Source organism: Halorubrum sp. CGM4_25_10-8A (genome assembly GCF_005435025.1).
GTDB lineage: Archaea > Halobacteriota > Halobacteria > Halobacteriales > Haloferacaceae > Halorubrum > Halorubrum ezzemoulense.
The window spans coordinates 67,123-81,111 of sequence record NZ_SGTX01000002.1 but is presented as its reverse complement, the minus strand read 5'-3'; the positions used below and the strand labels follow the sequence as shown (position 1 = coordinate 81,111).

Below are 13,989 nucleotides of genomic sequence, written 5' to 3'. Positions count from 1 at the left end.
GGCGGTCGGGCGTCTCCCCTCTGCCGTCGTGCGCCGGTCCTCGGCGTTCATGGGTGTACCTCTGCCGGACATCTTAAAATTCGACCGCCTCCAAGATTCCGTCCTCAATGCGGGCGGCAGACGGGAGGTAGTAGTCCTCCAGCGCGTACAGCGGGTACGGCACGTCGAAGCCGGTGACGCGGCCGATCGGCGCCTCCTGGTACAGCAGCGCCTCCTCCTGAAGGATCGCCGTGATCTCGCCCGCGAGCCCGCCGGTCTTGGGGGCCTCGTGAACGACGACCGCGCGACCGGTCTTCTCGAACGCCTCGACGACCGCCTCGCGGTCGAGCGGGGAAATCGTGCGGAGGTCGACGACCTCGCACTCGATCCCCTCCTCCCCGAGCGTCTCGGCGGCCTCCAGCGTGGGGCGAGTCATCGCGCCGTAGGTGAAGACGGCCACGTCGTCGCCCTCGCGGCGCGTGGCCGCCTCGCCGATGGGGACCGTGTACGGCTCCTCGGGGACCTCCTCGCGGAACGCCCGGTAGATCAGCTTCGGTTCGAGGAATATCACCGGGTCGGGGTCGCGGATCGACGCCGCGAGCAGCCCCTTCGCCTCGTACGGCGTGGAGGGGATGACGACCTTCAGCCCGGCCTCGTGGGCGTAGAACGCCTCCTTCGACTCGGAGTGGTGTTCGGGCGCGCGGATCCCGCCGCCGTAGGGGGCACGTAGCGTCATGGGGAGCGTGAACCGCCCGCGGCTGCGGGTCCGGAACCGCGCCATGTGCGAGACGATCTGGTCGAAGCCGGGGTACATGAACCCGGAGAACTGGATCTCCGGGACCGGTCGCATCCCCATGGCGGCCATCCCGACCGCGGTGCCGACGATGCCCGACTCGGCCAGCGGCGTGTCGATCACCCGGTCGCCGCCGAACTCGTCGAACAGGCCCTCGGTCGCGCGGAAGACGCCGCCGTTCTTCCCGACGTCTTGCCCCATCACGACGACGTCGTCGTCCTCGCGCAGTTCGGTGTGTAGTCCGTCTCGTATCGCCTGTACCAGCGTGAGGTTCTGTGTCTCGGTCATTTACTCCTCCAGGAACGCCGCGTCGCCGCGCTCGTCGCGCAGGGCGGCGAACTCCTCGTACTGCCGCTCCAGCTCGGGCGGAAGCTCCGCGTACGCGTGTTCGAACAGCTCGCGCGGGTCGGGGCGCGCCATCGATTCAGCCTCGTCTATCGCGTCCGCGACCCGGGCCTCGACCGTCGACTCGATCTCCGCGACGCGCTCGTCGTCGAGGACCCCTTCGTCCCGGAGGTACGACTCCAGCCGGTCGATGGGGTCCTTCCGCTTCCAGCGCTCGACCTCGTCGTCGTCGCGGTAGACGGTCGGGTCGTCGGCGGTCGTGTGCGCGCCGAACCGGTACTGGACCGCCTCGATCAGCGTCGGCCGCGGCCGGTCGGTCTCGGGGTCGCGCGCCTTCTCTAAGGCCGCTTCCGTGACGCTGTACACCGCCAGCGGGTCCATGCCGTCGACCTGAACGCCGTCGATCCCGTACGCCTCCGCCTTCTGCGCCAGGGTCGCGCTCCGGGTCTGGCGCTCTCGCGGAACGGAGATCGCCCACTGGTTGTTGTTACAGAAGAAGACGGTCGGCGTGTCGAACACGCCGGCGAAGTTGATTCCCTCGTGGAAGTCGCCCTCGCTCGTCGCGCCGTCGCCGAAGTAGCAGACGAACGCGTCGTCCTCGCCGCGGAGCTTCGAGGCCCACGCGGCGCCCGTCGCGTGGGGGATCTGCGACGCGATGGGGACGGCGACCGGGAAGACGTTGACGTCCGTCGGCGCGTTGTTGCCGTCCTCGTGACCCATCCAGTAGAGCAGGGTCTGTTTCAGCGGGAGCCCGTGGACGAGGGCGGCGCCGTGTTCGCGGTACGACGGGACCATCCAGTCGTCGTCGTCGAGCGCGAACGCCGAGCCGATCTGGGCCCCCTCCTGGCCGGAGAGCGGGGGGTACGTCCCCATCCGCCCCTGTCGCTGGAGGCTCACCGCGCGGCCGTCGAAGTGACGCGCCAGCCGCATGTGCCTGTACATGTCGACGAGCGATTCGTCGTCGAGGTCCGGCACGTCGCCGACGACCTCGCCGTCCTCGTCGAGGACGCGAACCGTATCGTCGTACGCCCTATCGAACACGTTCACGGTCGAACCCACCTTCGCATGTAGGATCCCTTCACCGCCCGGGTAATATCGTTTTCGTAAATAATTTAGTATACTCAGAAATAGCGGCGTCGCTCTGAGAGACCGTCCATCAGACGGGTCGAGAATCGGACGTTTCTGAACAAACTCGGAGCATCACGGCAATATTTTCGCCAACATGGGCGGTTCAGCGGTTAGTAACGGACGAACAGGAAGGTTTTCGTCCGCGCGTCCGACCGTCATCGAAGTACGGTCCGAACGTCGCGGACGGTCGGAGCGGACGGCGCCGTAGCTCAACGGTGGACGGGTCTCTCCCGGATCGACGGAGCGGTGGAAATGGAAGGAATCGGCGGCTACCCGAGGCGGAAAGCGGGTTCGTCCGGCTCGCCGTCGAGGTCTTCGAGCTGGATCACGTCGTCGTCCTCGTCCTCGAGCTGCTCCCGGAGGTGATTGACGTACCGCTTGTGCTCTTCGAGCTGCTCCCGGAGGTGTTCGGCCTCGAGTTCCAGCCGCTCGTGCTCGCGGACGAAGCTCTTCGGAACCTCGACTTTCGGGGGAAACGGCTCGCCGTCGTCGCCCGCGTCGGCCAGTTCCGACTCCGGGACGACCCGGACCTGGCCGTCGTGGGCAACGAGCGCGTCCACGTAGTCTCGGAACACCGCCGACAGCGAGATGTCCCGCTCCTCGGCGATGTCGCGAAGGGCCTCGAACGCGTCCTCGTTGACGCGGAACGAGATGGTCTTGTTCTTGTTGCCCATCACCCGAAACGTGGGCGCGCGGATCACTTAATGGTTTGTCAGACAGTCGCAAGAAACGGCGAAAAGTGAGTCGTTACGGGGTGACGCGCCCGATCGGTTCGTCGAGGCGGTCGGCCGTCGCCGGTCAGGGCTCGGGCGTCTCGGCCGGGTCCGGCTCGTCGCCGGCGTCGCCGGCGAGCTCGTCGCCGCTCTCGTCGAGGTCCTCTAACGCCGACAGCGCGGCGGCCTTGTACGTCTCGGGGTCGAGGTCGTACTCCTCGCGGGCCATTCGCGCGTACTCGTTGCCCTCGTCGTCGAACGCGGCGACGCGCTCGACGGTACGGCGGGCGGTCTCCGCGACCCAGCGGTCGCGGGTGGCGGCGTCGACCTCGGTGATCGATTCGGGGCGGACGGACACTCGGACCGTGCCGTCGTCGGTCTCGTAGGTCCGGGGTTTCCCCACGACTGCGACGTAGGCCGGGGGCTCCAGGTCCCGGAGTTTGGAAGCGGCCTCGGGCTGGTACTGGCCGGCGTACACGAAGAACGTGCCCGTCGGGTCGACGATGCGACCGCGCCAGTACTCGCTGTCCTCGCCGACGTCCTCCTTCTCGGTGAGGGTGCCGACGAAGAACACGCGGTTCGAGGACTCGCCCGTCGGCAGCAGCGCGTAGACGGGGGCCCGCTCGTCGTCGGACTCGGTGAACGTGTAGCCGGCGTCGTTGAACTCGCTCGCGAACACGCGCCGGGCGACCTCTCGGGTGGGGGCTGACTGGCTCATTTCAAATCGACCTCGCTTCGATCAGCGCGCTTTCAACGTCGACGGTGCCGGGGTCCTCCATCTCGTCGACCAGGACGTACCGCCCGAAGGTCGGGCCGGTGACGCGGTAGTAGCGCCCGAGCACGTCCTCGCCCATCTCCTCGGCGACGACGGTGGTGTCGAGCGCGTCCATCGCCATGTCCTTGGCCTCCTCGAGGGTCATGCCGGTGAGATCCTCGGTGGCCTCGCGGTCGAAGATGACCTCGGTGACGGTCTCGCCGTCGTCGAGGACGCCCTTGATCCGCAGGTCGAACTCGCCCTCGACCTGGCCGTGCTCGGAGCAGCGCCCGTTCTGGAGGACGCGCGTACAGTCCTCCTCGGGGCAGCGCTTGATCAGCCCGGAGCCGGACTGGATGTCGACCAGCGCGCCCTCGACGGTGTCGGCGTTGTCGCCGACCTCGATCGCTTCGTCGATCTCGGTGATACCGGTCGTCCGGTTGAGCTTCACCGAGTAGCTCCCCTCGTACTCGTCGGTGACGACGTTCGAGAGCTCGTACGCCTGTCCCTCCGTCAGCTCGGGGAGGTCGGAGGTCTCGAAGGCGACGAACTTGATCGTGCCCGACTCGTCGCCGAGGAGCCCGACCTGCGAGATGGAGTCGCTGCGGGGCTCCCACAGGTCGACCAGCTCGACGCGCAGGTCCACCCACTGCTCGTCCTCGTCGATGTCGTTGACGAGGACCTCCTCGCTGCCGCCGCGGCCGAGCTCGTCGCGCTCCATCCCGGCGTCTTCGAGGTAGCTGTTGGTGACGCTCCGGCTCGCCTCGTCGAGCGGCACGCGGTACTCGTCGACGAGCGTCGTCAGGCGCTCCTCGACATCGTCGGGGTCGACGTCCGTGTGGTCCGAGAACTGTTCCGCTATCGCTTCCGCTTCCTGTCGCAGTTCGCTCATGGGGTGTCTCCGCCTCCGGTCTTGTTTCACTGGGAGGCGTACGGCCGTTGGTTCCTCACCGTATTAAAACGCCCGTGACCGCGGTGAAAGTGAACGTATCCGTCGAGAGCGCGCTTCTCTCCGGAGTTCTCCGGATCGGCGCCGGACCGACCGCGGATCAGATGCTCGGAAGACACCGGAGCGGCGGCGGCCGCGTCAGACGCGCGTCAGCCGTGCGCGGGCGCCGTTTCGAGTGGAACCGTCCCACGGTTTGCGGTAGCACGGAGGGGGACGAGCCGAACGGAGGAACGGGTGTTCGGGACCCTCACTCGTCGGCGTCGGGGAACGGCACCTCGATCAGGTCGCCGTCGTCGGGGAGCAGGCACTCGCCGTCGAACGCCTCGCGGGCGTCGCGGTGGATCGGGCGCGGGTCGGCGGCGTAGCGCGAGGAGATGTGGACCAAGGCGAGCCGCTTCGCGTCCGCGCGGTCGGCGATCGACCCCGCCTCGCCGCCGGTCGAGTGGGCCGTGTCGCGGGCGCGGTCGGCCATGTCGTCGGCGAAGGTGGCGTCGTGGATGAGCAGGTCGGCGTCCGCGGCCGCTTCGACCGTCGACTCGCGCGGGCGCGTGTCCGCGGTGTAGACAAGCTTCCGGCCCGGACGCGGCGGGCCGACGACCTGCTCCGGCTCAACGACCGTGCCGTCCTCGGCCTCGACCGGCTCGCCCCCGTGGAGGCGGCCGAACTTCGGCCCGACGGGGACGCCGAGCTCCTCCGCCTTCGGGCGGTCGAACCGGCCGGGGCGGTCGTCCTCCGCTAGGACGTACCCCTGCGAGACGGTGCGGTGTTCCGTCTCGAACGCGCGGATCTCGTACTCGTCGGTCTCGTGGGCGACCTCGCCGGGAGCGACCGGCTCGATCCGGATCGGGAAGGCGGGGTCGTGGCCGGCCGCGTGGACCAGGTCGTGGAGGTGCCCGCCGGTCCCCGGCGGGCAGTGGATCGCCAGCGGGTCGGTGCGGTCGTTGAACCCGAGCGTCTGGACGAGGCCGGGGATGCCGAGGACGTGGTCGCCGTGGAGGTGCGAGACGAACACGCGGTCGACGGCGAATCCGGTGCCGCTGCGCATCATCTCGCGCTGCGTGCCCTCGCCGCAGTCGAAGAGGAAGCGGTCGCCCTCGCGGTTGACGAAGACGGCGCTGGCCGCGCGCTCGACGGTGGGAACGGCGCCGCCCGTCCCGAGGAACGTGACGCGAAGAGACATGGCGACTCATCGGGTCGGCGGTTGTAAACCGGTGTCGATGCGGGGGAGGAGGGCGCCGGATCGGGCGGGCGGCCGATCGGTCGACACCCACATGAGTCCGGCCGCCCGAGAGCGACCATGCGAGAGCCGATCGCCGCCTTGGTCAGACAGGAGGGGTGGCGCGCGGAGGGCGCGGCCGCCCGCGTCCACTACGAGGGGGGCCGGGACCGGTACGCGGTGGAGTTTTACGCCGAGACGGGCCACGTCCTCTACTGGTCCGTCCCGACCGACGAAGACGAGGAGGGAACGGCGACGCCGGTCCCGCGGGACGGGGTGCCGGACCCGCTCCGGCGACGTGTGCGCGACGACCTCGACGAGGCCGGGATCGACACCGCCGTCGAGCGGCGCGAGCTCTGAGCCCGGCGCGCGGTCGGCGTGACCGAGGTCGCCGCGCACGCCGGACTGACCGTCGGGTCGACCGCTGCGCCGACGCCGGTGACCGCGGTGGTTCCGGGAGATATCACCCGATCGAACGGGTGTTACCGGCGTTTTCTGCCGACGTATTTCGGTTCGAAGGAAACCTATTTGCCCGCCTACCTGATACGAAGTCGTGATGAGTGGCGTCGAATGGGAGGACGACGATCCCTTCGAGGAGCAGCGGGACAAGATAGAGAATCCGATGAAGCGGCTGTTCGTCGAGTACGGCCGCGACTACGTCCCGCAGGTGACCGTTGGGGTGTTCGCGAGCGTCTTCGCGCGGCTGCTCGACCTGCTCCCGCCGCTGATGCTCGGGATCGCCATCGACGCCGTGTTCTACGAGGACGCCCTGTTCAGCGAGCAGATCCCGCTCGTCGTCCTCCCCGACGCGTGGCTGCCGACGGGACAGACCGCGCAGTTCTGGTTCACCATCGCCGTCATCGGGGGCGCGTTCGGGATCGGGGCCGGGTTCCACTGGATCCGGAACTGGGGGTTCAACGCCTTCGCCCAGAACATCCAGCACGACGTCCGGACGGACACCTACGACAAGATGCAGCGGCTCAACATGGAGTTCTTCTCCGACAAGCAGACCGGGGAGATGATGTCGATCCTCTCGAACGACGTGAACCGGCTCGAACGGTTCCTCAACGACGGGATGAACTCCCTGTTCCGCCTGTCGGTGATGGTCGTCGGCATCGGCGTCCTCCTCTTCTGGATCAACTGGCAGCTCGCCTTAGTCGCGCTGCTGCCGGTGCCGATCATCGGCGGGTTCACCTACCTGTTCATCAGGATCATCCAGCCGAAGTACGCCGAGGTCCGCTCGTCGGTCGGGAAGATGAACTCCCGGCTGGAGAACAACCTCGGCGGCATCCAGGTGATCAAGTCGTCGAACACGGAGCCGTACGAGTCCGACCGCGTCGACGACGTGTCGATGGACTACTTCGACGCCAACTGGGACGCGATCACGACCCGGATCAAGTTCTTCCCGGGGCTCCGCGTGCTCGCCGGGGTCGGCTTCGTGGTGACGTTCATCATCGGCGGCCTCTGGGTGTTCCAGGAGACGCCGCCGGGACCGTTCACCGGCGAGCTCTCGGTGGGGATGTTCGTCGTCTTCATCCTCTACACCCAGCGGTTCATCTGGCCGATGGCGCAGTTCGGGCAGATCATCAACATGTACCAGCGCGCCCGCGCCTCCTCCGCGCGGATCTTCGGGCTGATGGACGAGCCGTCGCGGCTCGCCGAGGACCCGGGCGCGGAGGACCTGACGGTCGGCGACGGCGACGTGGTGTACGACGACGTCTCCTTCGGCTACGACGACGAGACGATCGTCGAGGACGTCGACTTCGCCGTCGAGGGCGGCGAGACGCTCGCGCTGGTCGGCCCGACCGGCGCGGGGAAGTCGACCGTGCTCAAGCTGCTCCTCCGGATGTACGACGTCGACGAGGGGTCGATCGAGATCGACGGACAGGACGTCCGCGACGTGACGCTCAAGTCGCTCCGTCGCTCGATCGGCTACGTCGGGCAGTCCTCGTACCTGTTCTACGGGACGGTCCGCGAGAACATCACCTACGGCACCTTCGACGCCACCGACGAGGAGGTCCGCGAGGCCGCCGAGGCCGCCGAGGCGCACGAGTTCATCCAGAACCTCCCCGACGGCTACGACACCATGGTCGGCGAGCGCGGCGTGAAGCTCTCCGGCGGGCAGCGCCAGCGCGTCACCATCGCGCGGGCGGTGCTCAAGGATCCGGACATTCTCATCCTCGACGAGGCGACCTCGGACGTCGACACGGAGACGGAGATGCTGATCCAGCGCTCGCTCGACCGGCTCACCGAGGAGCGGACGACGTTCGCGATCGCCCACCGGCTCTCGACGATCAAGGACGCAGACACGATCCTCGTGTTGGAGGGCGGGCAGATCGCCGAGCGGGGGACGCACGACGAGCTGCTCGACAACGACGGGCTGTACGCGCACCTCTGGGGCGTTCAGGCGGGCGAGATCGACGAGCTCCCGCAGGAGTTCATCGACCGCGCGCAGGAGCGCACGGCGCGGATAGTCGAAGAGGCCGATACCGACGACGACTGATCGGGGCCGCGCGCCGAGCGGAACGGGGCGGGGCTCGACCGAAGAGTCACCGCGGAAGCCGCGTCCACTCGTCGGCGGCCGCCTCCGGGGACGCGTCGGCGTGCCCGAGCGCATCGAGAACGGCCTCGCGGACCTCCGACGGATCCCGAAACTGCGTCTCCTCGCGCCCTTCGAGCAGCCCGTCGAGCCGCGCCGTCCTCGCCGGCGTCTCCAACGTCGCGGCGCCGTACTGCTCTATCAACTCCGCCGCGGTCACCGGATAGCGGTGTTCGCGGAGCGCCCGCTTCAGCGGGCCGAACGTCACGGCCGGAGCCGAGTCGTGTGCCCCCGTATCGTGATCCGCGTTGTCACCGCTCACGGAGCCGCGATCCGCGGGAAGCGTCATAATACCCCGGGAGCGGCCGCGGGGCGAGCGCCCATGTCTCGCGAGCGGTCGACCGCCCCTGCGCCGCGGCGACCACCAGACGCCGGCGGTGGCCACTCGGCATCGGCGATGACCGCCGGCTATACGACGCCGGCCACCGAGGCGTCGGTATGCGCCTCAGCGAGGTCACGTGGACCGACGTTCGCGACGCCGACGTCGACGTCGCGTTCCTCCCGGTCGGCAGCACGGAACAGCACGGGCCGCACGCCCCGCTCGGCACCGACGCGCTGAACGCCGTCGCGGTCGCAGAGGCGAGCGCGGACGCCTACGAGGAGACGGGAACGGACGACGAGGGGTCGGGCGGCGAGCCGGGAGCGGACCGCGGGGAGGTCGCGGTCGCGCCGCCGATCCCGGTCGGCGTCGCGGAGGAGCACCGCGCCTTCGACGGGACGATGTGGGTTTCCCCGGAGACGTTCCGGGCGTACGTCCGGGAGTCCGCGGAGTCGCTGGTCTCGCACGGGGTCGACCGCGTCGTGTTCGTCAACGGGCACGGGGGGAACGTCGAGGCGCTGGCGGAGGTCGCCCGCCGCTTCTCGCGCGACGACGCCCACGCGGGGTACGGGGTGGCGTTCACGTGGTTCGAGTCGGTCGGCGACCACGCGAGCGACATGGGTCACGCTGGCCCGCTGGAGACGGCGCTGCTGCGCGCGACGAATCCGGACTTGGTCCGCGAGGAGCGGGTCGACGATGCGAGCGCGGGCGCCGCCGACCGGTGGGGCGAGTGGGTGTCTGGGGTGAACCTCGCGCACGACTCTGCCGAGTTCACCGACAACGGCGTCGTCGGCGACCCGCGGGAGGGCGACGCCGAGCGGGGCGCGGTCCTGCTCGACCGCGCGAGCGCGGCGCTCGCGGCGCTGGCGGAAGTGGTCGCTGACCGGAAGTCGACGTAGGGCGCGGCCGGAGCGGAGGGTTACTCCTCGTCCGCCGCGTCCTGAAGCGCCCCGCGGATCGCGGGGACGGTGCCGGTGAGGGAGGCGACCTCGTCGGCGGCGCTCTCGATGTCGCCGACGAGCGATTCGAGCTCCTCGATCTCCGCTTTCAGGTCGGCGGCGTCCTCGAAGGCGTCGGCGCGCTCGCCGAGGACGTACGCCTTCTTCGCCGAGCGGACGCTGTCGACGGCGTCGCCGGCGTCGAGCGCGGATTTCAGTCCGTTGAGCGCGCCGAGGACGTTGTCCGCGTCCGTCTCCCACACCGCGTCCGGGTCCGGGAGTTCCTCGCGCGCCGCGGCGAGGTGATCTTCGACCTCCGCGCGGGTCTCCGCGGCCGCCTCGCCGAACAGGTCGTCGTCATCGAACGTGGACTGGCCCATACCGGACCCGTCTCGCCCGCGCCTTTTAAAAACGCGCCCGAAAGCGGAAGTGAAACCGACGGAGAGGACGGGTCGGGTGCCGGATCGGGCGGGTCTCGCGTTCAGTTTCGGTCGGCCGGCGGGCTCAGATGCGAACGAGCAGCTCGACGGCGATCAGCGTCACGAGGAGGGCGAGAAGGCCAGCGAGGACCGCGAGCGTCCGGAGCTGATCGAGCACCGCGTCCGTCCCGGGCGTCGCCGCGAGGAGGGCGGGACGGTCGCGGAGACCGGACTCGCCGTCCGGGTCCGAGTCGGCGCTCGGGGAGCCGCCGGCGGGCGGGCCGGCGTCGGTCCGCGAGTTCGGGTCCGGCACGGGCGGGGGTTCGATCCGAATCCTCGTTAAACCGACTATGAGGCCACAATACCGGTATTGAGCGTTACGGAGATCGGTCTCGGTTCCACGACGCCTCCTCGAAGTCGACGATCCGCTCGCGGCGGTCGAGCGCGTCGATCCGGGCGATCTCCCCGTCGGACAGGTCGATCCCGCGGGCGGCCCAGTTCTCCTCGACGTGGCCGAAGTCGGCCGCCTTCGGGATCGGCGCGACGCGGTCCTTCGAGAGCAGCCACGCGAGGCTCACCTGCGCCGGGGTGGCGTCGTGCGCCGCGGCGACCTCCCGGAGGACGTCGACGTCGGCGACGCGGTTGCGCGCGATCGGCGAGTAGGCGACGAGCCAGTGGCCGTCCTCGACCGCGTACTCGCGGAGCCGCTCCTGCTGGAGGAGGGGGTGACACTCCACCTGATGGGCGAACACCTCGCGGTCGAGGCGGTCGGTCGCCTCGTCGAGCTGGTCCGGCTCGAAGTTCGAGAGCCCGATCCGGTCGATCACGCCGTCGTCGACGAGGTCGTCGAGCGCGGGCAGCGTCTCTTCCGGGTCGTAGCTGTTGATCGGCCAGTGGACGTACAGCAGGTCGATCGAGTCGACGCCGAGGCGGTCGCGGCTGGCGCGCGCGGTCTCGACCGCGTCGTCGTACGAGAGGTTGTCCGTCGAGAGCTTCGTCGCGACGAACAGGTCCTCGCGGTCGCGGTCGCTCCGGTCGATCCCGTCGCCGACCGAGGCCTCGTTGTCGTACCCCTGGGCGGTGTCGACGTGGCGGTAGCCGGTCTCGATCGCGTGGGCGACGCCGGCCGCGCACTCCTCGCCGGCGGCCAGCTTGTACGTCCCGTATCCGAGTCTGTCGAAGGCGGTCGCCATGCGCGTCCGTGCGGGCGGCGACGCCCTCAACGTACCGGTCCCGGCGGATCGGGGTGTCAGGCCCGGCGGCCTCGCGCACGTGCTCGCTTTCCGCTCGCCGAGCCGCCGGTACCGCCCGAGTCGACCGCGAGCAGAGTATCACTGGTAATATTCGGGGAGGAGTTATTATGACGATAGGATCTCTGCCGTTCGGTATACATGCAAGAGGGATCGGCCTCGGGCGTCCGATCGAGCTACGGTGCGAAGCTCGCTCTGTCGCTGATCGGGGTCATGGCGGTCTCAGTTTCGTACGGAGTCATCGTCTATCTACGCGCGGAGGGGACCGGCGCCGCGGGCGCCGAAGTGCGCTCCGGACTGATCGGGATGACGCTGTTGACGGTGATCGGGCTCGCGCTCATCGGCGTCACCGTCGGCTCGAACACGGTCATCTCCCTGCGGCAACTGACTGACAAGGCCGAGCGGATGGCCGAGGGAGAGCTCGACGTGCGGCTCGACACCGGGCGAACCGACGAGATCGGGCGGCTGTTCCACGCGTTCGACGAGATGCGCGGTTCGCTGCGCTCGGAGATCTCCGACGCCGAAGCGGCCCGCGAGGAGGCGGAACGAGCGCGACGGGAGGCCGACACGCGCGCCGAGACGGTCGAACACAAGGCGACCGAGTACGAGTCCGCCATGCGCGCGCTCGCCGACGGCGACCTGACGCGCCGGGTCGACCCCGAGAGCGACAACGAGGCGATGGCGCGGGTGGGCGCCGCGTTCAACGAGATGGCCGACGAGCTGGAGGGGACGGTCGCGTCCGTCGCGACCGTCGCCGAGGACACCGCCGACGTGGCCGGGACCGTCGACGACCGCACGGAGGACCTGCGGGCGACGACAGGGACCGTGAGCGAGGCGGTTGAGGAGATCGCCGAGGGCGCGCGCACCCAGCGCGACGACCTGCGGGCGGCGACCGACGAGGCCGAGAACCTCGCGTCCTCGGCCGAGGAGGTCGCCTCCACCGTCACCGACGTGGCGGAGACCGCGGAACACGCGGCGGAAGTCGGCGACGAGGGTCGCGAGGCCGCCGAGGAGGCGCTCGCGGAGATGGACGCGGTCGAGGAGACGACCGCGGAGACGACCGCGGAGGTCGAGGCGCTCGCCGCGGAGGTCGAGGAGATCGGCGAGGTGGTCGACACCATCTCGGAGATCGCCGAGCAGACGAACCTGCTCGCGCTGAACGCCTCCATCGAGGCGGCCCGCTCCGGGGCCGACGGCGCCGGCTTCGCGGTCGTCGCCGAGGAGGTGAAGGCGCTGGCCGAGGAGACCCAGGAGTCGGCGAGCGAGATCGAGGCCCGGATCCGCTCCGTCCAGGAGCGCGCGGAGACGGGCGCCGACGCGATGGCGCGCACGGAACAGCGGATCTCGGCCGGCGTCGACACGGTCGAGACCTCGATCGACGCCCTCGAACGCCTCGCGGAGGCCTCCGAGCGCACCGACGCGAGCATGACCGAGATCACCCGGACGACGGAGACGCAGGCCGACTCCGTCGACGCGGTGGTCGGCCACGTCGAGGACGTCTCCGCGATCAGCGCGCAGACGGCCAGCGCGGCCGGCGACGTCACCGGTGCGGTCGACGAGCAGGAGCGGACCCTCGGGGCGGTCGAGACCGCGGCCGGGTCGCTCTCCGACCGGGCGCTCGCGCTGCGCGACGCGGTCGACGACTTCGAGTTCGCGGCCGGCGACGGTCTCGGCGCCGCGGGCGACGGGACGGGCCGCGGCGCGGCGGCCGACGGCGCCACCGCCGTCCCCGACGGGGGAGGCGACGGCGACGGGAGCGAGTTTGACTTCTCGCGCGGCGGGGGCGACGACGCGCCCGCCGGGGAGGGGGTGAACTGAGATGCTCGTCGACACCACCGTCTGGGCGTGGATCGGCGCGCTCGCGATGGGCGCCGGAACGGTTCCCCCGCTGTGGGCGTGGCTCTCCGGATCGTCGGCGACCGACGAGTCGCACGGCGTCTACTACGGGACCCTCGCCGGCGTCACCGGCGTCGCGGCGCTCGCGTACCTCGCGATGGCGCTCGGCGTCGGCACGCTGTCGACGGCGGCCGGCGAGCTGGAGGTCGTCCGGTACGTCGACTGGCTCGTGACCACGCCGCTCATACTCCTCTACCTCGGGCTGCTCGCCCGCCCGTCCCGACGGGTGCTCACCGGGCTGATCGGCGTCGACGTGGTGGTCATCGCCGGCGGGGTCACCGCCGCCGCCACCGGCGGAGCGGTGTCGTGGGCCGCCTTCGCCGTCGGCGGAGCCGCGTACCTCGCGCTCGTCTACGGGCTGCTCGTCGCGCTCCCGCGGTCGGCATCGGCGGAGGGCGACCGGGTCCGCGCCGTCTTCGGCACGCTGCGGAACATCACCGTGGTGCTGTGGACGCTGTACCCGGTCGTGTGGCTGCTCGCGCCCACCGGCTTCGGCCTGCTGACGTCCGCGACGGAGATGCTCGTGTTCGTCTACCTCGACATCGTCTCGAAGGTCGGCTTCGTCGTCATCGCGGTCGCGGGCGCGGACGCGCTCGACCGCCTCGGCGCCGATGAGTTCGCCGCCGCCGACTCGGCGGCAGAGGAGCGGACGGCCGCCCTCGGCGACGACTGAGCCGCGGAGATTTTTCCT

At 70.0% G+C, this 13,989-nt stretch carries 15 protein-coding genes; 5 read left to right on the top strand and 10 right to left on the bottom strand.

Annotated features, from left to right (window positions below; genetic code table 11):
- Positions 1 to 73: 73 nt before the first annotated feature.
- The 6 genes from EXE52_RS02790 to rnz all read right to left on the bottom strand — a co-directional run bounded on the left by EXE52_RS02790 (position 74) and on the right by rnz (position 5,841).
- On the bottom strand, positions 74 to 1,060 hold the full coding sequence (locus EXE52_RS02790; RefSeq protein WP_007345778.1) for an alpha-ketoacid dehydrogenase subunit beta: 987 nt from the start codon (positions 1,058 to 1,060) through the stop codon (positions 74 to 76).
- Positions 1,061 to 2,164, bottom strand: a complete 1,104-nt coding sequence (gene pdhA, locus EXE52_RS02785) for a pyruvate dehydrogenase (acetyl-transferring) E1 component subunit alpha (protein ID WP_049932323.1) — start codon at positions 2,162 to 2,164, stop codon at positions 1,061 to 1,063.
- Positions 2,165 to 2,514: 350 nt separating this feature from the next.
- On the bottom strand, positions 2,515 to 2,919 hold the full coding sequence (locus tag EXE52_RS02780) for a CopG family transcriptional regulator (RefSeq protein ID WP_049932250.1): 405 nt from the start codon (positions 2,917 to 2,919) through the stop codon (positions 2,515 to 2,517).
- Between the two features lie 124 nt (positions 2,920 to 3,043).
- Complete coding sequence (locus EXE52_RS02775; RefSeq protein ID WP_086219920.1) at positions 3,044 to 3,676, bottom strand: RPA family protein; 633 nt, start codon at positions 3,674 to 3,676, stop codon at positions 3,044 to 3,046.
- Between the two features lies 1 nt (position 3,677).
- Positions 3,678 to 4,604 (bottom strand): replication factor A, encoded by a 927-nt coding sequence (locus EXE52_RS02770; RefSeq protein ID WP_049932247.1) that lies wholly within the window; start codon positions 4,602 to 4,604, stop codon positions 3,678 to 3,680.
- Between the two features lie 304 nt (positions 4,605 to 4,908).
- Positions 4,909 to 5,841 carry a ribonuclease Z gene (gene rnz / locus EXE52_RS02765; protein ID WP_094583469.1) on the bottom strand — a complete coding sequence of 311 codons (933 nt, stop codon included), beginning with the start codon at positions 5,839 to 5,841 and terminating at the stop codon, positions 4,909 to 4,911.
- A gap of 117 nt (positions 5,842 to 5,958) precedes the next feature.
- Between rnz and EXE52_RS02760 the strand changes: the two genes are divergently transcribed.
- Positions 5,959 to 6,237: a hypothetical protein gene (locus EXE52_RS02760; RefSeq protein WP_049932243.1), complete on the top strand. Its 279-nt coding sequence runs from the start codon at positions 5,959 to 5,961 to the stop codon at positions 6,235 to 6,237.
- A gap of 196 nt (positions 6,238 to 6,433) precedes the next feature.
- Positions 6,434 to 8,380: an ABC transporter ATP-binding protein gene (locus tag EXE52_RS02755; protein WP_094495602.1), complete on the top strand. Its 1,947-nt coding sequence runs from the start codon at positions 6,434 to 6,436 to the stop codon at positions 8,378 to 8,380.
- Between the two features lie 46 nt (positions 8,381 to 8,426).
- Here the strand turns inward: EXE52_RS02755 and EXE52_RS02750 are convergent, their stop codons facing one another.
- The gene (locus EXE52_RS02750) at positions 8,427 to 8,765 is read right to left on the bottom strand and encodes a hypothetical protein (RefSeq protein WP_137703422.1); all 339 of its coding nucleotides are present in this window, start codon (positions 8,763 to 8,765) and stop codon (positions 8,427 to 8,429) included.
- 149 nt (positions 8,766 to 8,914) lie between these two features.
- Here EXE52_RS02750 and EXE52_RS02745 point away from each other — a divergent pair, with 149 nt between their 5' ends.
- Positions 8,915 to 9,694: a creatininase family protein gene (locus tag EXE52_RS02745; protein ID WP_137703421.1), complete on the top strand. Its 780-nt coding sequence runs from the start codon at positions 8,915 to 8,917 to the stop codon at positions 9,692 to 9,694.
- Between the two features lie 20 nt (positions 9,695 to 9,714).
- On the opposite strand, the gene EXE52_RS02740 is transcribed toward EXE52_RS02745, so the two are convergent.
- The 3 genes from EXE52_RS02740 to EXE52_RS02730 all read right to left on the bottom strand — a co-directional run bounded on the left by EXE52_RS02740 (position 9,715) and on the right by EXE52_RS02730 (position 11,345).
- Entirely contained in the window at positions 9,715 to 10,113 is a 399-nt protein-coding gene (locus EXE52_RS02740; protein ID WP_049932236.1) for a DUF5790 family protein, read from the bottom strand.
- Between the two features lie 124 nt (positions 10,114 to 10,237).
- Positions 10,238 to 10,465 (bottom strand): hypothetical protein, encoded by a 228-nt coding sequence (locus tag EXE52_RS02735; protein WP_086215298.1) that lies wholly within the window; start codon positions 10,463 to 10,465, stop codon positions 10,238 to 10,240.
- Positions 10,466 to 10,529: 64 nt separating this feature from the next.
- Positions 10,530 to 11,345: an aldo/keto reductase gene (locus EXE52_RS02730; RefSeq protein WP_137703420.1), complete on the bottom strand. Its 816-nt coding sequence runs from the start codon at positions 11,343 to 11,345 to the stop codon at positions 10,530 to 10,532.
- 198 nt (positions 11,346 to 11,543) lie between these two features.
- Here EXE52_RS02730 and EXE52_RS02725 point away from each other — a divergent pair, with 198 nt between their 5' ends.
- Positions 11,544 to 13,220: a methyl-accepting chemotaxis protein gene (locus EXE52_RS02725; protein WP_094495606.1), complete on the top strand. Its 1,677-nt coding sequence runs from the start codon at positions 11,544 to 11,546 to the stop codon at positions 13,218 to 13,220.
- Between the two features lies 1 nt (position 13,221).
- Positions 13,222 to 13,971, top strand: coding sequence for a bacteriorhodopsin (locus tag EXE52_RS02720; protein ID WP_086215295.1), 750 nt, complete (start codon positions 13,222 to 13,224; stop codon positions 13,969 to 13,971).
- The last annotated feature ends 18 nt before the right edge of the window (positions 13,972 to 13,989 follow it).